Here is a 19165-nt window from a genome sequence, read left to right on the forward strand (position 1 = left end):
CCCCATGTGCGGAATCGTCGGGATGGTCGGCCGAGGCCCGGTCAACCAGGAGATCTACGACTCACTCCTCCTGCTGCAGCATCGCGGACAGGACTCCACCGGCATCGCGACCGCCGAGACCAACGGCGTCTTCCACGTGCACAAGGAGAAGGGCCAGGTGCGCGAGGCGTTCCGCACGCGCGACATGCGCGCGCTCCTCGGAAACCTCGGCCTCGGGCATGTGCGCTACGCCACGAAGGGCACGGCGTCGAACGAGGAGGAGGCTCAGCCGTTCTACGTGAACGCGCCGTACGGCATCGTCCTCGTTCACAACGGCAACCTCACGAACACGCGCGAGCTCACCGAGGAGCTCTTCCATAAGGACCGCCGGCACCTCAACACGAGCTCCGACACCGAGCTGCTGGTTAACGTCCTCGCCAACGAGCTGCAGGGCTCCATCTCGGGCGTCGAGCTCGCACCCGAGCAGATCTTCCAGGCCGTCACGCGGGTGCACGAGCGCGTCGAGGGGTCGTACGCCGCCATCGCGCTCATCGCCGGCTACGGTCTGCTCGCGTTCCGCGACCCGTACGGCATCCGACCCCTCGTGCTCGGCACGCGCAAGAACGAGGACGGCAGCTACGAGTGGGTCGTCACGAGCGAGTCGCTCGTGCTCGAGAACGGCGAGTTCGAGGTCGTCCGCGACGTCGACCCCGGTGAGGCGGTGTTCGTCGACCTCGACGGCCACCTGCACACCCAGCAGTGCGCCGTCGACCCGAAGCTTGTGCCCTGCTCGTTCGAGTACGTCTACCTCGCCCGCCCCGACTCCGTCATGAACGGCATCTCGGTCTACGAGGCCCGCCTGCGCATGGGCGAGCGACTGGCCGACACCATTGCGAAGTACACGCCCAAGGGAGCGATCGACGTCGTCATGCCGATCCCCGATTCGTCGCGCCCCGCCGCCATGCAGGTCGCGCGCAAGCTGGGCATCGAGTACCGCGAGGGTTTCTACAAGAACCGCTACGTCGGACGGACGTTCATCATGCCCGGCCAGGCGGCGCGCAAGAAGAGCGTGCGCCAGAAGCTCAACGCGATGTCGAGCGAGTTCAAGGGCAAGAACGTGCTCCTCATCGACGACTCGATCGTGCGAGGCACGACGTCGAAGCAGATCATCCAGATGGCGCGGGATGCCGGGGCCAAGAGCGTCACGTTCGCCTCGGCCGCTCCACCCGTCCGCTACCCCCACGTCTACGGCATCAACATGCCGTCGCGCCACGAACTCGTCGCGCACGGCCGCACGATCCCCGAGATCGCCGAGGAGCTGGGCGCCGACTACATGGTGTACCAGGAGGTGGAAGACCTGAAGGCGGCGATCCTCGAGGGCTCCGACGTCGAGGACCTCGACATGAGCTGCTTCGACGGCCGCTACGTCACCGGCACCGTGACCGAGGAGTACCTGGCCTGGGTCGAGGGCTCGCAGGAGAGCTGACTCTTCCGATCGGCCCCTAGGCTGGGGAAGTGAAGTCGTCCCCCGCCCGTCCGCTCTGGCAGGGGAGGGCTCTCGCCCTCGTCGGCATCGTCCTGTTCGCGTTCTCGCTGCGCTCGGCCGTCGCCTCGCTGTCGCCGCTCTTCGACCACATCGCCGAGGACTTCGACGTGCCCGCGGCCGTCATCGGGCTGATCGGCACGGCCCCGCCCGTCTGCTACGCGATCTTCGGCCTGCTGACGCCCGCGCTGGAGCGGAGGTTCGGGCTCGAGCGCCTCGCCGTCGCGGCGATGGTCGTGGTCACGCTCGGCCTCATCGCCCGTGCCCTCGCTCCCAACCCGGGACTGCTGCTCGCGGGCACGGCGCTCGTGTTCGCCGCGGTCGGCACCGGCAACATCCTGCTGCCGCCGCTCGTGAAGCGGTACTTCCCCGACCGCATCGGGCTGCTCACGACGATCTTCTCCACCACGATGGCCGTCGCCACCTTCGTGCCGCCGCTCGTCGCCGTGCCGGTGGCGGACTCCGCCGGGTGGCGGATGTCGCTGGGGCTCTGGGCGGTGTTCGCCGTCGTCGCGATGGTGCCGTGGGTCGGGCTCGCGGTGCGACGCCGCAACGGTGCCGGCGACGACGACATCGAAGCCGCTGCGCCCGGGGTGCTCGGGCGCATGTGGCGGCTCCCTCTCGCGTGGGCGCTGATGGTCGGGTTCGCGGTGTCGAGCACGCTCGCGTACACCGCCTTCGCCTGGCTGCCGACGATCCTCGTCGACATCGCGGGCGTCACGCCGACGGTGGCGGGGGTGCTGCTGTCGCTCTTCGCCTTCATGGGCCTTCCGGCATCGCTGCTGGTGCCGCTGCTGGTGACGCGCTGGAACGCGACGCGCGTGCTGTTCGGCGTGTCAGTGGTCACCGGCCTGGCGGGCGTGGCCGGGCTGCTGCTGGCACCGGCATCCGCTCCTTGGCTGTGGGTCGCGCTGCTGGGACTCGCGCCGCTGCTCTTCCCCATGATCCTGGTGCTGCTCGGGCTCCGCACGCGCACGCACGAGGGCTCGGTCGCGCTCAGCGGCTTCGTGCAGAGCGTCGGCTACGCCATCGCGGCGCTGTTCCCGTTCGGGATCGGCCTGCTGCACGAGGCGACGGACTCGTGGACGGCGCCGCTCGTCATCCTCGCGGGAGTGATCGCCGCAGCGATCCCGGCAGGGGTCGTCGCGGCACGCCGGCACACGGTCGAGGACGACTGGGAGCATCGCCACGGCGCGTGGTGACGCGACCGCTCAGGCGATGCCGGAGAGCTGCGTAGGGACTACGCCTTCTCGTCTTCGTACTCGTCGGAGTACTGGTCCGCCCACTTGTCGACGTACTGATCGTCGGTCGGGTGCCCGAGCTCGCGCTCGAGTGCACCGTAGTTGACGCTGTGCACGTCGTACTTGAGTTCGCGGGCGATCTTGGTGTGCTTCGCCTTCTGACGGCCACGCCCCATGCGAGACCCCCTCATTTGTGAGTCGCGGGCTCAGGAGGCCCGCCGCAACGACGCCGGCTCGAGGCCGGTAAGAGTAGCATTCAGGATAACACGGAGCCTCGCCGCACCGGCCGGCTCCCCCCTGACTGTGCACCGGACGCAAGAGGAGCGACGACGCATGACCGACGAGGCATCGGACCAGACGCCGGCTGCGGCGGAAGCGGCGGCCGACGCGGCACTGACCGGGGCGGTCATCGTCGGCGTCATCCCCGGCCAGCCGACCCGCGTGCTCGGCGAAGGCGCACGGTACGCGTCGCTGCTCGGTGCTCCGCTCGTGGTGGTGCATGTCGACGTCACCCGGTTCGTGACCTACGAAGACCCCGACGGCTACGTCCACTCCGCGCCGATCGACATCAACGTCGCGACCGGCGAGGGGCAGCTCGAGGCGGTGCGGGCGACGGCAACCTCATTCCTTGCCGGGCGTGACGTGCAGTGGAGCGTGCGCCAGCTGGTCGGCGACCCCGCGATGGCCATCAAGCAGCTCGCCGAGAAGATCGATGCCCGGCTCATCGTGGTCGGCACGCGCAAGCGGGGGATCGGCGAGTCGATCCGCGAGTTCTTCACCGGATCCGTCGCCGCACGCCTCGCGCACCGTCAGCACCGGTCGATCCTCGTCGTGCCGCTGGGCGAGCCGGTGCCGGACGACGAGGAGATCTGGCCCGCGTAGCCGGGAAGACGTGGAAAGGGGGCAGGAGCCGATCGGCTCCTGCCCCCTGCTTCTCCGGGGTCAGCCTTTGAGTGTGCGCGTCACGTCGCGGGCGATGCGGTCGAGGTCGTCGGTGAGTCCGTCGACGAACGACTCGGCGAGCTCGCCGCCACGCGCGACGTGCGATCGGATGTCGGCGCGCAGGCGTGCGCGGAACTCGCTGATCGCGGCATCCGCCCGATGCAGCTGCTCGCGGCTGCGGACGCGCGGATCGTCGGCCGGCGGACGTGTGGCCGTCGTGCGCTCCTCGGCGCCGGCGGCGGCCAGGTCGGCGCGCAGGCTCTTCATCGCCTCGCGGACGCTGCCGCGCACCTCGTCGGCGATCAGGCGGACCGAGTCGGCGAGACCCGCTTCGATCCCCTCGAGATCGCCGGCACGCGACGTCACCTCGGCATGGCCCGCCTCGGTGATCGAGTAGACGGTCTTGCGGCCGTCGACGGTCTTGGTCACGAGTCCCTCTTCTTCGAGCTTGGCCAGGCGCGGGTAGATGGTGCCCGCGCTCGGCGTGTAGGTGCCGCCGGTGCGGTCGGACAGGGCCTGCATGATGTCGTAGCCGTGGCGCGGACCCTCGTCGAGGAGGTTCAGCAGGTACAGGCGGAGGTCGCCGTGCGAGAAGACGGGGCTCATCACCACTCCTCCTCGGTGGACGGCGCGGACTCGGTGGTCGGCGCCGCCTCGGTGGTCGCAGCGGCGCTCGTGTCGGCCGCGGGCTCGGAGGCCGGTACCGCCGCGGGCTCGGCGCCCTGCTCGGCGGCGGGTGCCGACGCGGCGCGACGGAGCACGGTCACGTCGCCCGAGACCGAGTTGGCGCGCACATCGGCGAACGAGCCGCTGAGCTCGCCCACCGAGCCGCTGAAGTTCGTGGTCGGGCCTGCGCCGTTGCCCGAGCGCACGATGCCGTCGACCTGCACGCGCCCGCTGACGCTGCGCATCACGTAGTTCGCGGGGTAGCCCGCGTCGAGGCGGATCGTGGACGAGCCGCTCACGGTGTTGAGGTTCACGGTGTGGAGGTCGCCCGCCGAGTCGATGAGCATCGAGCCCGAGACGGTGTCGATGGTCGCCTTGCGCAGCGAGCCGGTGGCGGCCACGTCGCCCGACACGCTGTTGGCGTTGAGAGCGCCGACGAGCTCGCGCACCTGCACGTCGCCCGACACCGCGTTGACGGTGAGGTCGCCCTCGAGGCCGTCGACGATGATGTCGCCGGAGACGGTGTTGAGGCGGGCGCCGGTGCGCAGGCCCGAGACGAGGGCGCTGGCGCTGACGACGCCGAGGGTGAGGGCGACGGAGCGGGGGACGGCCACGCTGATCTCGGCCTTAGGGCCACCGTCGCCGAAGTTGCGGAACACCTCGAGGAAGTTGTCCCAGCGCAGCTGCGGGTGGTCGATCTCGATCTCGTCGCCGACGATCTCGATGCGGAGGTCTTTGATGGTGACGCCGTGCACTTCGATGCGGGCGCCGGGCTCGTCGTGGGCGATGACGTCGATCTGACCGCCGACGAGGCCGACCTTGAGCTTGCGCACGGTCTCGATGTCGATGACGCGGGTCTCGCCCGGGTGGATGATCCACTTCTCCAGGGTCATGGTGTTCTCCAGGGTTTGGGTTGCTCGCGATATATCGCGTGTTTCGAGACTAACACGATATATCGCGAGATTGTCAACCAGTCGCCGGAATCAGCGCTTGACCTTGACGCGACGTCAACCTTTAGCGTGGTTGCCATGAACGAGAACGAGTGGTCGATCCAGCAGATCGCGAAGATCGCCGGCACGACCAGCCGCACACTCCGCCACTACGGCGACATCGGGCTGCTGCCCGCGTCGAGCGTCGGCCACAACGGCTACCGCTACTACGACCAGGCGGCGCTCGTGCGGCTGCAGCGGATCCTGCTGCTGCGCGAGCTCGGACTCGGACTGCCGCAGATCGCGGACGTTCTCGGGCGCGAAGCGTCCGAGACACACGCCCTCGAGAGCCATCTCGCGTGGCTCCGTCAGGAGCAGGACAGGCTGGCGCGCCAGGTCGCGTCGGTCGAGAGCACCATCACAGCACTGAGAGGAGGTGAACGACTGATGGCAGAGAACATGTTCGACGGCTTCGATCACACCCGCTACAAGAATGAGGTCGAGGAGCGCTGGGGCAAGAGGGCCTACGCCGACAGCGACCGCTGGTGGCGCGGCATGAGCGCCGACGAGAAGAAGGCGTGGCAGCAGCGCGTCTCGGACCTCGGCCGCGACTGGATCGCGGCCGCCGAGAGCGGCATCGCACCCGAGAGCGACGAGGCCCAGGGCATCGCCCGACGGCACGTGGAGTGGCTGACCGGCATCCCCGGTACGCCCGCCGCGGCGCCCGGCGGCGATGTGAAGGGCTACGTCATCGGCCTCGGCGAGATGTACGTGGCCGACCCGCGGTTCGGCGCGAACTACGCGACGAGCGCGGGCGGCACGGGCGGTGCGGAGTTCGTCCGCGACGCACTGCGCGTCTACGCGGAGGCGAACCTCTGAGCGAAGACGAAACGCCCGCACACGAAGACGGATGCCGCGACCCGAGGGTCGCGGCATCCGTTTCTTCCCGGAGGGATGGCTCCGGAGCCAGGTGTCAGACGCGTCGACTGCCGCCGATGACTCGGAACAGGAACGCGATCAGTGCGATCACACCGACGATGAGGGCGACCCACAGCAGCCAGCTCAGCGCGCTGTTGAGGCCGCCGACGATCGCGAGGACCACGGCGACGACGATGATGATGATCAGGGCGAGGTTCATGGAGCTTCTCCTTCTCCTTCGTCGATGTGCGGGGGTCGGCACATCGCATGCCTTGTGGGCACGAGCGTCACACTGGCACCGGCGCACCCTCTCGGGCAGGGGCTTGACGACCGATGCTCAGCGGTGATAGCCGCATGCGCGGGGCATCGGGTAGGCCTCCGCCGCGCCCGGTGTCAAGCCCCTGCGGACGTGGAGGGCGGGGCCATAGCGTGACGCCACGACGACAATCGAGGAGGGGCCATGCCTCGCGGACGCGGTTCGAACAGCCTCAAGGATCCCGAGCTCTACGAGGAGCTGCGCGATGAGGGCGCGTCGAAGGAGAAGGCGGCGCGCATCTCGAACGCCGCCGCCCGCGACGGGCGCAAGAGCGTCGGCCGGCGGGGCGGGGAGTCCGGGTCGTACGACGACTGGACGGTCGACGACCTGCGCAAGCGCGCGAAGGAGCTCGGACTGACGGGATACTCGGGGAAGCGGAAGTCCGAGCTCGTCAGCATGCTCCGCAACCACTGATCCCGAGCACGACGGGCGCTGAGCGCTCCCCCCAGCAGGAAGGTGACGGATGCCGAAGCTCGCCCGTGTGCGCCCGTTCGACGACCCGGGGTTCCGTCGTCGCCGCGCCGGGACGGGCTTCCGCTACGTCGACGCGAAGGGTGCCGCGGCGCCCGAGAAGCACGTCGAGCGCATCCGCGCCCTCGTGATCCCCCCGGCGTGGGACGACGTGTGGATCAGCGCCCGCCCCGACGGGCACATCCAGGCGGTCGGCACCGACGACGCTGGGCGGCGCCAGTACATCTACCACCCCGACTGGACCGCGGGGCGCGACAAGCGCAAGTACGCGCGGGCGCTGCTGCTCGCCGAGACGCTGCCGCGTGCGCGGGCACGGGTCACGACCTCGTTGCGGCGCAGTGCGCTCGACCGCGAGCGGGTGCTCGCGACGGCCTTCCGGCTGCTCGACCAGGCGGCGCCGCGCATCGGGTCGGAGCGCTACCTGGCCGCGCACGGCAGTCGCGGTCTCACGACGCTGCAGAGGCGGGATGCCGCGGTCGAGGCATCCGTCGTCACGCTCTCGTTCCCCGGCAAGAGCGGCAAGCGGCAGCTGCTCGAGATCGACGACGCCGACCTCGCCGAGGTCATGGCGCTGCTCGCCGCCGGGCGTCCGCGGTCGGCGCTGCTCGCGTGGGAGCGCGGTCGGCGCCGGGTCGCGCTCGCGCCGCCCGAAGTCAACGACTACGTGCGATCGCTCACCGGCGGCCGGTTCACGGCGAAGGACTTCCGCACGCTGCGGGGCACGATCCTGGCCGCCGAGGCGCTCGCGCGCATCGGCACCGTCGACACCGTCACCGACCGCAAGCGCGCCGAGAACCTCGCCGTCCGGGCGACGTCGGAGGCGCTCGGCAACACCCCGGCGGTCGCCCGCGGCTCGTACATCGACCCGCGGGTCTTCGCGCGCTATCGCGACGGCCAGCTGCTCGACCTGTCGCGCTCGCCCGAGTCGGCGATCCTCGCGCTCATCCGCGCCACCCGCTGAGGACGCGCGAGGCGGTCGCACCCGTCGCCGGTAGCGTGAGGGCATGAGCTCCCGGCATCCCGTCGACGTGCTCACGCTCGGGTACGTCGTGGTCGGCGGGGCGCTCGGGGTGGTGGCGCGTGCGGGCATCCTCGCCGCCGTGTCCGACGAGGCGATCGTCCCGTGGGTCACACTGGCGATCAACGCCGTCGGCTCGTTCGCGCTCGGCGTCGTGGTGGGCCTGCTCGACGATCGCCATCCTCACGCGCGCGCCTTCCTCGGCACGGGGGTGCTCGGCGGCTTCACCACGTACAGCGCGTTCGCCGTCGAGACGGCGGTCTGGTTCGCGACGCCCGCGCTCGCGGCCGCGCTGGCCGGGGCATCCGTCCTGGCCGGCGTCACGGGCGCGCTCGCCGGACTCGTCGTGGGACGCCTCCTCACCGGGCGCGCGCCCGGTCGCCCCGAGGCGGGTGAGGCCGAGTGAGCCGGCCGCTGCTGATGCTCGTCGTCGCCGTGGCCGGCGGCGCGGGCGCGGGACTGCGCTATGTGCTCGACCGCGTCATCGGCGCGCGCGACGGCGGTCTGCCGGTCGGGATCCTCGTCGTGAACGTGTCGGGCTCCCTCCTCCTCGGGCTGATCGCGGGCCTCGGCACGCTCGTCGCGCCGGACGTGGCGCTGATCCTGGGCGCCGGACTCCTGGGCGGCTACACGACGTTCAGCGCCGTCTCGGTCGACACCGTGCTCCTCGCCGAGCGACGGCGGTGGAGGGATGCCGCGGCCAACCTGCTCGGCACTCTCGTGCTCGCCGTCGCCGCGGGCGCGGCGGGGTTGGGTGCGGGCCTGTGGATCGCGGCATCCGCTCTGCCCTGACGCCTCCTCCTCGCAGGCGGCGGTCAGGAAGCCGGATGAGATACTGAGTCCGATACATTTCCGTATCCGTCGCGTTCCGGCGCTCATCGCGCGCCCCATTCCTGCGAAGGCATCCGTGTCGAACCTCGCCGTCCTCAGCCTCAAGAACCGCGCACTGATCGCGCTGGTCACGATCGTCGCCGCCATCTTCGGCAGCCTCGCCCTCGTGAACCTCAAGCAGGAGCTCATCCCCTCGATCGAGTTCCCCGCGCTGATCGTCGTCTCCACCTACCCCGGCGCGTCGCCCGAAGTCGTCAACAACGACGTGTCGACGCCGATCGAGACCGCGATCCAGGGCGTGCCCGGTCTCGAGTCGAGCACCGCGACGAGCACGACCAACGCCTCGATCGTGCAGGCCTCCTTCGCCTACGGCACCGACCTCGCCACGGCCGAGCAGAAGATCACACAGGCGATCAACCGCATCAGCTCGCAGCTCCCCGACGGCGTCGAGCCGAACGTCATCTCGGCCAGCATCGACGACTTCCCGGTCATCCAGCTCGCTGTCACCGGCTACGACGACGAAGCGACGATCCAGTCGCAGCTCGAGGCGTCCGTCATCCCCGACCTCGAGGACGTGCCGGGCGTCAACGCGGCGCAGATCGTCGGCGGCGTGGGGCAGCGCATCACGATCACCCCAGACCAGGCCGAACTCGCCGCGACCGGCTACACGCAGCAGGCGATCCGCGACGCTCTCGACCAGAACGGCGTGCTGTTCCCGGGCGGTCAGATCACCGAGGACGGCGAGACCCTCACCGTGCAGACCGGCACGAAGATCGAGTCGGTCGACGAGATCGCCGCGCTCCCGCTCGTGCCGAGCGACCCGGCGCAGTTCCAGGAGGGGACCGTCACGATCGGCGACGTCGCCGCGGTCGAGCAGCAGCAGGATCCCGTCACGACGATCTCGCGCGTCAACGGCGAGCCCGCGCTGACGATCGCGGTGACCAAGCTTCCCGCCGCGAACACCGTGGACGTCTCGCGCGGGGTCCTCGCGGTGCTGCCCGACCTCGAGGACTCGCTCGACGGCGCCACCTTCACGGTGGTGTTCGACCAGGCGCCGTACATCCAGGAGTCGATCGACACGCTCGCCAAGGAGGGCCTGCTCGGCCTCTTCTTCGCGGTGCTCGTGATCCTGATCTTCCTGCTGTCGGTGCGCGCGACGCTCGTCACGGCGATCTCGATCCCGACGAGCGTGCTCATCACGTTCATCGGCATCCAGGCCTTCGGCTACTCGCTCAACATCCTCACGCTCGGCGCGCTCACGATCGCCATCGGGCGCGTCGTGGACGACTCGATCGTCGTGATCGAGAACATCAAGCGGCACTACGTCGGCGATGCCGACAAGCTGCAGTCGATCCTCCTCGGCGTGCGCGAGGTCGCCGCCGCGATCACCGCTTCGACGATCACGACCGTGGCCGTCTTCCTGCCGATCGCGTTCGTCGGCGACGTCACGGGCGAACTGTTCCGTCCGTTCGCGATGACGGTCACGATCGCCATGACGGCGTCGCTGTTCGTGGCGCTCACGATCGTCCCGGTGCTCGCGTACTGGTTCCTGCGCCCGGGCAAGCCGCTGCTCGACGCCAACGGCGACGCGATCGACCCGGAGCACCCCGACGCGCCGCCGAGCCGCCTGCAGCGCAGCTACCTCCCGGTGCTGCGCTGGACGCTGCGGCACTCGTGGATCACGCTGTCGCTCGCCGTGCTCGTGCTCATCGGCACGATCGCCGCCGCGCCGTTCATGAAGACGAACTTCCTGGGCGATTCCGGCCAGAACACGTTCACGATGACGCAGACGATCGGTGCCGCTCCCAGCATCGAGGCCGAGAGCGCCGCCGCGGAACAGGTCGAGGACGCCCTCGCCGGCATCGAGGGCATCGAGACCGTCCAGGTCTCGATCGGCTCGAGCGGCTCGGCGCTGCGCGACGCCTTCTCGGGCGGCGGCAGCGGTATCACGTACTCCATCACCACCGACCCCGACGTCGACCAGGTCGCGCTCCGCGAAGAGGTGCAGGAGGCCGTCGCCGGCATCGACGATGCCGGCACGATCACCGTCGCCGCGTCGGGCGGCGGGTTCGGGTCGAGCGACATCGCGATCGACGTGACCGCTCCCGACTCCGCCACCCTGCAGGAGGCGACGGACGCCGTCGTCGCCGCGGTGGAGGACGCCGACGGCGTCGGCCAGGTGTCGAGCAACCTCTCCGCGTCGCTGCCGTTCATCGCGGTGGTCGTCGATCGCGACAAGGCGGCGTCTCTCGGGCTGTCCGAGGTCGCGGTGGGCGCGCTCGTGTCGAACACGATGCAGCCGCAGTCGATCGGCTCGGTCGAGATCGACGACACGTCGCTCACGGTCTACCTCGCCGCGTCCGAGACTCCGGCGACGCTCGACGAGCTGCGTCAGCTGCCCGTGCCGAGCGCTGCCGGTCCCGTGCCGCTCGAGGACGTCGCGACCGTCGAGGAGAGCGAAGGCCCCACGTCGATCACCACAGAGGGCGGTCAGCGCACCGCGACGGTGACGGTCACGCCGTCGACCGACGACCTCGCGACGGCGAGTGCCAACGTCACGACCGCGCTCGCGGATGCCGATCTGCCCGCGTCGGCCGACGCCTCGCTCGGCGGTGTCGTCTCGCAGCAGCAGGACGCCTTCTCGCAGCTGGGCCTCGCGATGCTCGCCGCGATCCTGATCGTCTACATCGTGATGGTCGCGACCTTCAAGTCGCTGCGCCAGCCGCTGCTGCTGCTCATCTCGGTCCCCTTCGCGGCGACCGGCGCGATCCTGCTGCAGATCATCACGGGTGTGCCGCTCGGCGTCGCCTCGCTCATCGGCGTGCTGATGCTCATCGGCATCGTGGTGACGAACGCCATCGTGCTCGTCGACCTCGTGAACCAGTACCGCGAGAAGGGCCTCACGGCGCACGACGCCACTGTGGCCGGCGGCTCGCGCCGTCTGCGGCCGATCCTCATGACCGCGCTCGCCACGATCTTCGCACTGACCCCGATGGCGCTCGGCATCACCGGTCAGGGCGGATTCATCTCGCAGCCGCTGGCGATCGTCGTCATCGGCGGCCTGGTGTCGTCGACCGTGCTGACGCTGCTCGTGCTGCCCACGCTCTACAACCTGGTCGAGGGTGCGAAGGAGCGGCGCATCGCGCGCCGACGCGGTGACGACGGTGCCGTCGGGGCCGGTGCGGGAGGCCCCGCGGGCGCGCCCGGAGAAGGCGGAGCGGATGCCGCGGCCCAACCCGCGACGGTGGGCGACGCCGCGCCGGTGCTCACCCGCCGCGAGCGCCGCGCACTCGAGGCGGGAGCCGCCCCTGCGTCGGGTGCCGCAGGTGCGGCTGTCGCCGTGGCCGAGGTGGACGTGCCCATGATCGAGGAGGGCCCCGACATCGAGGTGCCCGAGGCGGCCGAGGCTGTCCGCGACGTCCCGCTGGCCGACGCCGATGGCGACCGGCCGTTGCCCGAGGTCGGCGACCCGGTGTCCCTCCCGGAGGCGCCGGTCATCGTCGCCGGGGCGAATCTCTCGCTGAACGAGGAGTACGTGCACTTGGACGGTCATGACACGATTGGGACGTCCGACGATGCCAATCTCGCGGTCGTGAACGATGTCGATGAGCGAAACCCCACTGAGCGACAAGGCGTGGATAGCGAAGAGTCGGATCCCACTGAGACGGTCGAGCACTCTACCGGTGGTGATGGCGAGGAGCCTTCGACGGAGGGTCTGATGGAAGACGAGTCCGCTCACGAGCATCTGCGCGGCGAGGAGCGCCTGTCCGACGACCAGGAGGCCGAGGAGCTCATGTCTGAGCCGCGCCAGCACGTCGAAGCGTCCGATTCGGGCGAACCTTCGACCGAGGACGTCTGAGTCGTATACGAGTCGGACGAGCCTGGCCCGATCATCACAAGGCAGCGAGAACACCACATTCAAGGGGCAGAGATGACGATTCCGACGAGCGCTGATCAGCTCGTCGCGGAACTGACGCCGACGGGCCTTGCCGTCGATTCGTACGTGATCCGCCATCACGATGCGATCGCGCGAGTACTCAATCCCGCTCGCGATGCGAGGGGAGAGCCCCTCACCTGGGCGTCTCTTGCCAGGGACTCGTTCGTGCCTGCGAGCAATTTTCAATGGCGGGACTTGGAAGGCGGCCTGCCGTCGGAGGCGGCGATGTCGCCGCTGACCGGGGGAATAGATGACCGTGTAGCTAGAGCAGCCTTGCTCGGCGTGCTGCCTCTCCCGGCTTCTGAGGAAGTCTTCGTCGGGCAGTGGGACGGCTACGCCGACGCCGAGCAGCCGCATTCGGCACAATCGGTGACCTTCCCTCCTAGCCGGGAGTCTTGGATCTGGTCAGTGCACGTCGAAGAATTGCCACGGCTGGACAGACTGCCCATGCGCTGGTGGCATCCGGATCTTCATTGGGTTGTGGGGAACGACATATATGCGCGAAGCGTTTTCGTGAGTGCGGAGGAGCATGTGATCCAGAGCATCCTGACTTCGCCCGATCTGGAAGCGTTCCGCGTGAACGCCGGAGACCCGGTTGGCGCGGAAGACTTCTAAGAACTTCCGACGTAATTTCGGCCAGTGCTCTGGGCGCGGTTGCCTTCGGGGCTCTCATCTTCCCCGACCGTCAGGCGCTCCGTAAGCAATGCGAGCTCGATATCAAGAACCGCGAACAGAGACATAGCTGACGAGCAACGTCCAGCGATCCGCGCTATCTCGATCCCGTCAGCGAAGGCGCAATCGACGACGGGCTGTCGTCGCCGCCGCGCGTTCCGCCCCGGTTGCTGACGCGCGACTCAGAGGGCAGGAAGGGTCGTCATCGACGTCTTCGACGCCGACCACGACGCCCCGGCATCCCACCCGGAGAGGGTGATGCCGCTTTCCGGCCCCCCGACCTAGGCTCCGAGCCAGAGGTCGGGGGGTCGGCTCATCGGGTCGCCCGCGCGCGAAAGGGGCATTCGATGTCGGCTGGGCGGTTCATGTGGCTGGTGGCCATCCCGTTCATCGCGATCATGGCGATCGTGGCGCTGGTGGTCTACGACGTCGACGGCGACGGCGACGGCGACGCCGAGGCCGAGGCATCCTGGACGTTCATGGTCTACATGATGGGCGACACCAACCTCGAGCCCTACGCCCTCGACGACCTCGCCGAGATGGCCTCGGTCGGCTCGAGCGACGAGCTGAACGTGGTCGCGATGGTCGACCGCAGCCCCGACTACTCGGCCGACGGCGTGCTCAACCTCGACGACTGGGAGGACACCAAGCTCCTCGAGGTGCAGGAGGACGAGCTGGTCGAGGTGGCCGACCTCGGCGAGCGCAACACCGGTGACCCCGAGACCCTCGCCTCGTTCGTCGAGACCGGACTCACCGCGTACCCGGCCGAGCACTACGCGGTGCTGCTGTGGGACCACGGCGGCGGATGGATCGGGATGGGCGCCGACGAGACCGACGGCGAGGACGGCCTCGCGCTGGACGAGATCTCCACGGGCATCGAGCAGGGCATGGCGGCCGCCGGCGTCGACAAGCTCGACCTCATCGGGTTCGACGCGTGCCTCATGGCGACCTACGAGGTGGTGAGCACGCTCGCGCCGTACGCCGACTACATGGTCGCCTCGGAGGAGGTCGAGCCCGGGCACGGGTGGAACTACGGCGAGCTCGCGGTCATCGAGGAGGATCCGGAGACGGATGCCCCGGCCCTGGCCACCGCGATGCTCGAGGGATACACGGAAGAGGCCGAGGCGGAGGGCACCGACTCCGACATCACGCTCGGCCTGCCCGATCTCGCCGCAGTCGGCGACCTGCAGGCCGCGATGGCGGACGTCGCGCAGGCGTACATCGACGACCCCGGCGCCTATACGCCGGAGATCGCGTCGGCGCAGCAGAACGTGCTGGAGTTCGGCCGCGACCCCGACCCGGCCTACAGCACCTACCAGATCGATCTCGGGGGCTTCCTCGACAACCTCGTGCAGAGCGGCGACTCCGAGCTCGCCGGCCACGCGAGCACCGCTCTCGAAGCACTCGACACGGTGGTCGTCGATCATGTCTCGGGGCCGGCGACCTCGGAGTCCACCGGGCTGTCGATCTACTTCCCGCCGCTGCAGACCTACTTCGCCGACGACTACCTCGAGCTCGCGGACGTGCCCACGTGGCCGGCGACGCTGGCGGAGTTCTTCACGAGCGGCTCGCTGCTCGACGAGGGCTCGCGCGCGGTGTTCGATGACGACGCGACGCTCGAGAGCACCTTCGCGGACGACGGGCTGAGCATCTTCGTACCGCTCGAGGAGGGCACCGACGAGTCGATCGTCGAGGCCACGGTCGCGGTCGGCTTCGAGCGCGAGGGTGACGCCGTCTACCTGCTCGAGATGCCGGCGTACATCGAGCAGGACGACGCGGGGCGCACGGGCATCACCGCCGACTACGACCTGACCTACATGACGATCGGCGACGGCCAGGACGAGCACCTCGTCTATCAGAGCATCGGCATCGATCCCGGCACCGGCAACACCGTCATCGACATCCCGCTCGACTATGTCGCGACCGGTGACGACCCCGACGAGTACGAGGATGCGCTGCTGTCGATCGTCATCGACGAGGAGGGCAGCATCGTCGAAGAGGACCTCTACGCCCGCGACGCCGGTGGCACGCTCGGCGCCTTCGATCCGGACCCCGAGGGGCTGCTGTTCCCGGTGGCACTGGTGTCGACGGCCGACGGCGAGTGGGTCTACGAGCGCACCGGCGAGGTCGGGATCTGGGCCGACGTCGACGCGCTGGAGTACACCCTCGAGACCGTTCCGTCGGGCACCGTGCTCGACCTCGACGTGTCGGTGCGCGACTACGCGGGCACCGGCGACTACGCGGTCTTCGCCGTCGACGTGCCGTGACGAACGGGTCCCTCAGTCCCGGCGACCGGCCACCCCGAGGAACCGGATGAACACGGCGATCCAGCCGAAGATGAGGGCGAACACGATGATCTCGAACGCCGTGAGCGAGAAGTACCCGACAGCGGGGATGAACAGGATCACCGACAGCACCGTCGCGGCCAGGAACGCCCAGGACGCGACGAAGTAGGTGCGGGGCATCCCGCGCAGCAGTGCCGGCCCGCTGATGAGGAGCACCAGGAACATCGCCGCCATGCCGGAGGCCGAGATGTTGTGCAGCGCGAGGTTCACGTCGACCGGGAAGATGCCGACGCACGCGAGCATCACGCCCATCACGACGAAGAGCGCCGGGACCACCCTCGGGCCGCGAGCGTTCGTGAGCACGCCGGCATCGGCCAGGTCCTCCATGTCGTTGGCGATATAGACCGCGAACGTCGTGACGAGGAGGCCCCCGGCGATGAGGGTGCCGTTGAAGACCCAGCTCGACAGGGCGTCGAACGAGCCGAGATGGCTGAAGTGCACCATCCACCACTCCGGGTCGGGGGTGGTCACCATGGCGGTGAGGGTGCCGATGACGATGAAGGCCATGAGCAGCGACGACATCCGCTGTGTGGTCATGCTCGAGGCCGAGAGGTAGGCGATGTACGCCGCCAGCCCGAGGGTGACGGCCATGAGCACGACCGCCCAGAAGGTGATGACGGGCAGGCCGATGAATCCGAGGGCCAGCACCCGGTACAGGGCGTAGGTCGCGAGGAAGGCCAGGACGGTGTGGACGATCACGACCGAGATCGTGTTCACGGTGAACTTCCACGGCGCGAGCGTGCGGCGCCACCCCTGATCGGGCTGGTTGCGCGAGCCCCAGTAGCCGACGGTCGAGGCGATGGCCGCGACCACGGCGGCGCCGATCGCCGCCCACACGGCGAAGGGGTCGTCGCCCGTCAGGCCCAGCGACGGAGAGACGAGCGACACGATGAGCCCGTACAGCGCGCCGAGGATGCCGGCGCCGAAGGCCAGGTAGACCGCGAGCGATTCGGCGTGCCGCGTCGGGGTCGGGGCGGTGCGGTCGGGCAGCGTTCCGGCGGAAGGCGAGGTCATGGCGTCAGTGTAGGACCGACGGATGCCACGTCCCGCGGTCCACGCGCCGGTGCGGCGTCCGGCCGCCGCGCGAGCAGCGGGTGGATCGCAGCCGGCCCGGTCAGCCGGCCCGGTGCAGCCAGGGGCGCAGCATCCGTGTCACCCACGGAAGCACCAGGTAGGTCATGACCGGTGTCAGCAGCACAGTTGCGAGGAGGACCCGCACGACGAGCGGCCAGTCTCCGAAACCCGGGACGAAGCCGAGCAGCCATGATGCGAGCAGGTTCGTGGGGAAGAAGCCGAGCCAGATCGTGACGGCCTGCTTCCAGCGCGGAGGAGCCGCGGGGATCGGCTGCTGGATCGGACCGGTCGCGGCTGCGGGATCTGACGGCTGGTCGGAGTGGCGGGTCTCGACGTGTGTCGCGAAGGGAGCGTCGAACCATCCTTCGATGCCGGTGCGGCGTTCGACGCGGACTTCACTCGCGAATGCGCGGCCCGAATCGAGCCACCATGATCGCTGCGGCGATTGCTCCCAGGCTTCGAGGGTCGGGATGTCACGGAAGCGGTACAGCATGTACCAGAGGTCGCTCCCCTCGCCGGCGCGCACCCAGCCCGAGCCGAGGAAACCGGCGAAACCGGTCGCGAGATCCGTGCCGGCCTGCATCCAGCTCGTCGCCTCGACGGTGCGGGACGGGTCGATCCGGCGCTCGATCGCAACGGTGATGGGGTGGGCGAGGGGTTCTGCCATGTCGTCCATTCCACACGATCGGCGGCGTCCTCGGCGGGGAGGTGCTCGATGAGGTGGTGGTGGGGTGGGGCATCCGGGCAGGCGGCGAGCTTGCGGGGGAGCACCGCGAGCCACGCGCCGACCGACGCGAAGCCGAAGAACTCGAAGCACGCGAGGGTGATGATGTGGGCGGTGAGCAGCACCATGCCGGTGGCGAGCAGGATCACGCAGAGCATCGACACGCGCCGGAAGCCGCGCGCGAAGCCGGGGATGCCCAGGCTCCACGCGACGACGCCCAGCAGCGACAGCCCCAGTCCGGCGGCGGCGAGGTCGTGCATGACCGGGCTCACCGGGATCGGGATCAGACCGACGACCATGAGGTGCAATCCGGCCGACACGACCGAGATGCGGAAGCCGCGGGACGTCCGTCGGCCTATGGTGGTCGGGAGCACGGTGACGGCGAGGACGCCGTAGGTCGCGAGCAGGAAGCCCGCGACGATGGCGGTCGAGTTGAAGACGTGTGCGGAGAAGTCATCGAAGGTGCCCAGCTGCGAGAAGTGCAGCTGCCACCACAGAGGGTCGCGCGTGGTCAGCATGGCGACGACCACACCGGCGGCGAGGGCGGCCATGGCACCGTTGCTGAAATGGTGCGCGTGGTGCCCGCGACGGGCCCTCTGCGGCGTGGCCGCAGGGGCGATCGGGATGACGCTCAGGCGTTCGGGATAAGCGAGGAGGGTCAACGGACTCACGTTCTGTGTGTGCGTCGATACTCCGACCACGTCGACCCCCCAAGCCGTACGCCTCGGAGATCGTCGCGCCTAACGCGGACTTTGATCCCCAGATCAGCGAATGAACCGCTGGGCATATAATAGCGCCCCTCGCATGAGAACCTACAGGGTGTGCGGTATTCGTGCAGGCAACTTCGCAGGTTGGTCCGGTACCCTGGTCGCGTCGGCTCTGGACACCGCGTAAATGCGCGGATGGGTTTGTGAGTCCTAGGGGCCGATGGTGGAGACGATTCCGTCTCGACGACCATCCATCGAATGGCCCCCGGCCGACGACAGTCCGGGTTACTCCACGCCGCGAAGCGCGGCGTCGCACGCGTGCGTTCGCACAGGAGTGCTGTTCTCCCAGAACAACCCAGAAGGACCCTTCCCATGCCCAAGAACAAGAAGGCTGCCGGCGGCCGTCCCGCCAAGAACTTCGAGCCGCGCTACGCCGCCAAGACCAGCTACCAGGACCGCAAGCGCCGTCCGGGTGAGGCGTCCGCCGGCAAGCCGGGCAGCAAGAGCCCGGGGCACCGGGGCTATCGTCCCGAAGAGACGACGGATGCCGCGCCCAAGCGCCGCTGGTCGGCTCAGGAGCGCGCCGGCCGCGACGAGGCCCGAGGCATCCGCTCTCACGCTCACGGCGCCCGCGATGACCGCCCGCGTCGTGATGACCGCCCGGCGCGTTCGTTCGACGACCGCCCGCGCCGGGACGACCGCGGCGCGCGTTCGTTCGACGACCGTCCGCGCAGGGATGACCGTCCCGGGCGCCCGTCCCACCTCGACCGGGTCGACCGCGACGACCGCCGCTCATTCGGCGACGCCCGCCCGTCCTACCGCCGGGATGACCGTCCGGCGCGTTCGTTCGAC

Annotated in this window: 17 protein-coding genes and 1 pseudogene; 12 read left to right on the forward strand and 6 right to left on the reverse strand. The window is 69.4% G+C overall.

Annotated features, from left to right (window positions below; genetic code table 11):
* The first annotated feature begins 4 nt into the window (after positions 1–4).
* Together purF and OB08_RS03510 are read left to right on the forward strand one after the other, a co-directional pair.
* Entirely contained in the window at positions 5–1465 is a 1461-nt protein-coding gene (gene purF, locus OB08_RS03505) for an amidophosphoribosyltransferase (RefSeq protein WP_461472159.1), read from the forward strand.
* A gap of 29 nt (positions 1466–1494) precedes the next feature.
* Positions 1495–2724, forward strand: a complete 1230-nt coding sequence (locus OB08_RS03510; RefSeq protein WP_461472161.1) for an MFS transporter — start codon at positions 1495–1497, stop codon at positions 2722–2724.
* Positions 2725–2762: 38 nt separating this feature from the next.
* On the opposite strand, the gene OB08_RS03515 is transcribed toward OB08_RS03510, so the two are convergent.
* A complete protein-coding gene (locus OB08_RS03515; protein ID WP_461472163.1) occupies positions 2763–2939 on the reverse strand; it encodes a DUF3073 family protein in 177 nt (58 codons plus the stop codon).
* A 157-nt stretch (positions 2940–3096) separates the two neighbouring features.
* Here OB08_RS03515 and OB08_RS03520 point away from each other — a divergent pair, with 157 nt between their 5' ends.
* Positions 3097–3645 carry a universal stress protein gene (locus tag OB08_RS03520; protein ID WP_461472165.1) on the forward strand — a complete coding sequence of 183 codons (549 nt, stop codon included), beginning with the start codon at positions 3097–3099 and terminating at the stop codon, positions 3643–3645.
* 60 nt (positions 3646–3705) lie between these two features.
* On the opposite strand, the gene OB08_RS03525 is transcribed toward OB08_RS03520, so the two are convergent.
* Both OB08_RS03525 and OB08_RS03530 read right to left on the reverse strand, forming a co-directional pair.
* The gene (locus OB08_RS03525; RefSeq protein WP_461472167.1) at positions 3706–4311 is read right to left on the reverse strand and encodes a PadR family transcriptional regulator; all 606 of its coding nucleotides are present in this window, start codon (positions 4309–4311) and stop codon (positions 3706–3708) included.
* Positions 4311–5264 (reverse strand): DUF4097 family beta strand repeat-containing protein, encoded by a 954-nt coding sequence (locus OB08_RS03530; protein ID WP_461472169.1) that lies wholly within the window; start codon positions 5262–5264, stop codon positions 4311–4313. Before OB08_RS03530 ends, OB08_RS03525 begins: the two co-directional genes overlap by 1 nt.
* Before the next feature lie 135 nt (positions 5265–5399).
* Here OB08_RS03530 and OB08_RS03535 point away from each other — a divergent pair, with 135 nt between their 5' ends.
* On the forward strand, positions 5400–6179 hold the full coding sequence (locus OB08_RS03535; RefSeq protein WP_461472171.1) for a MerR family transcriptional regulator: 780 nt from the start codon (positions 5400–5402) through the stop codon (positions 6177–6179).
* Between the two features lie 94 nt (positions 6180–6273).
* Here the strand turns inward: OB08_RS03535 and OB08_RS03540 are convergent, their stop codons facing one another.
* Entirely contained in the window at positions 6274–6438 is a 165-nt protein-coding gene (locus tag OB08_RS03540) for a hypothetical protein (protein WP_191765153.1), read from the reverse strand.
* A 240-nt stretch (positions 6439–6678) separates the two neighbouring features.
* On the opposite strand from OB08_RS03540, the gene OB08_RS03545 reads away from it, so the two are divergent.
* From OB08_RS03545 to OB08_RS03575, 7 genes are all read left to right on the forward strand, one after another.
* Entirely contained in the window at positions 6679–6948 is a 270-nt protein-coding gene (locus OB08_RS03545; protein WP_461472173.1) for a DUF7218 family protein, read from the forward strand.
* 49 nt (positions 6949–6997) lie between these two features.
* Positions 6998–7966, forward strand: a complete 969-nt coding sequence (locus OB08_RS03550; RefSeq protein ID WP_461472175.1) for a DNA topoisomerase IB — start codon at positions 6998–7000, stop codon at positions 7964–7966.
* A 43-nt stretch (positions 7967–8009) separates the two neighbouring features.
* Entirely contained in the window at positions 8010–8429 is a 420-nt protein-coding gene (locus OB08_RS03555; RefSeq protein ID WP_461472177.1) for a fluoride efflux transporter FluC, read from the forward strand.
* On the forward strand, positions 8426–8815 hold the full coding sequence (locus OB08_RS03560; RefSeq protein ID WP_461472179.1) for a CrcB family protein: 390 nt from the start codon (positions 8426–8428) through the stop codon (positions 8813–8815). The genes OB08_RS03555 and OB08_RS03560 overlap by 4 nt, the downstream gene beginning before the upstream one ends.
* A gap of 115 nt (positions 8816–8930) precedes the next feature.
* Positions 8931–12713 (forward strand): efflux RND transporter permease subunit, encoded by a 3783-nt coding sequence (locus OB08_RS03565; RefSeq protein WP_461472181.1) that lies wholly within the window; start codon positions 8931–8933, stop codon positions 12711–12713.
* Between the two features lie 72 nt (positions 12714–12785).
* Positions 12786–13406: a hypothetical protein gene (locus OB08_RS03570; protein ID WP_461472183.1), complete on the forward strand. Its 621-nt coding sequence runs from the start codon at positions 12786–12788 to the stop codon at positions 13404–13406.
* 404 nt (positions 13407–13810) lie between these two features.
* Complete coding sequence (locus OB08_RS03575) at positions 13811–15730, forward strand: clostripain-related cysteine peptidase (RefSeq protein ID WP_461472185.1); 1920 nt, start codon at positions 13811–13813, stop codon at positions 15728–15730.
* Between the two features lie 12 nt (positions 15731–15742).
* Here the strand turns inward: OB08_RS03575 and OB08_RS03580 are convergent, their stop codons facing one another.
* Positions 15743–16822, reverse strand: coding sequence for a DUF998 domain-containing protein (locus OB08_RS03580; protein ID WP_461472187.1), 1080 nt, complete (start codon positions 16820–16822; stop codon positions 15743–15745).
* Positions 16823–16922: 100 nt separating this feature from the next.
* Entirely contained in the window at positions 16923–17558 is a 636-nt protein-coding gene (locus tag OB08_RS03585; protein ID WP_461472189.1) for an antibiotic biosynthesis monooxygenase, read from the reverse strand.
* Positions 17559–18685: 1127 nt separating this feature from the next.
* Here OB08_RS03585 and OB08_RS03590 point away from each other — a divergent pair.
* Positions 18686–19165: pseudogene (locus OB08_RS03590) on the forward strand (DEAD/DEAH box helicase); the annotation flags it as partial.

The organism is Microbacterium sp. HJ5 (assembly GCF_054824025.1).

Excerpts from the sequence above, each read along its gene's own strand:
- OB08_RS03570 (WP_461472183.1), top strand. The coding sequence starts at position 12,786 with ATGACGATTCCGACGAGCGCTGATCAGCTCGTCGCGGAACTGACGCCG.
- OB08_RS03575 (WP_461472185.1), top strand. The coding sequence starts at position 13,811 with ATGTCGGCTGGGCGGTTCATGTGGCTGGTGGCCATCCCGTTCATCGCG.
- OB08_RS03550 (WP_461472175.1), top strand. The coding sequence starts at position 6,998 with ATGCCGAAGCTCGCCCGTGTGCGCCCGTTCGACGACCCGGGGTTCCGT.
- OB08_RS03585 (WP_461472189.1), bottom strand. The coding sequence starts at position 17,558 with ATGGACGACATGGCAGAACCCCTCGCCCACCCCATCACCGTTGCGATC.
- OB08_RS03535 (WP_461472171.1), top strand. The coding sequence starts at position 5,400 with ATGAACGAGAACGAGTGGTCGATCCAGCAGATCGCGAAGATCGCCGGC.
- OB08_RS03555 (WP_461472177.1), top strand. The coding sequence starts at position 8,010 with ATGAGCTCCCGGCATCCCGTCGACGTGCTCACGCTCGGGTACGTCGTG.
- OB08_RS03545 (WP_461472173.1), top strand. The coding sequence starts at position 6,679 with ATGCCTCGCGGACGCGGTTCGAACAGCCTCAAGGATCCCGAGCTCTAC.
- OB08_RS03520 (WP_461472165.1), top strand. The coding sequence starts at position 3,097 with ATGACCGACGAGGCATCGGACCAGACGCCGGCTGCGGCGGAAGCGGCG.
- OB08_RS03530 (WP_461472169.1), bottom strand. The coding sequence starts at position 5,264 with ATGACCCTGGAGAAGTGGATCATCCACCCGGGCGAGACCCGCGTCATC.
- purF (WP_461472159.1), top strand. The coding sequence starts at position 5 with ATGTGCGGAATCGTCGGGATGGTCGGCCGAGGCCCGGTCAACCAGGAG.
- OB08_RS03525 (WP_461472167.1), bottom strand. The coding sequence starts at position 4,311 with ATGAGCCCCGTCTTCTCGCACGGCGACCTCCGCCTGTACCTGCTGAAC.
- OB08_RS03540 (WP_191765153.1), bottom strand. The coding sequence starts at position 6,438 with ATGAACCTCGCCCTGATCATCATCATCGTCGTCGCCGTGGTCCTCGCG.
- OB08_RS03515 (WP_461472163.1), bottom strand. The coding sequence starts at position 2,939 with ATGGGGCGTGGCCGTCAGAAGGCGAAGCACACCAAGATCGCCCGCGAA.
- OB08_RS03580 (WP_461472187.1), bottom strand. The coding sequence starts at position 16,822 with ATGACCTCGCCTTCCGCCGGAACGCTGCCCGACCGCACCGCCCCGACC.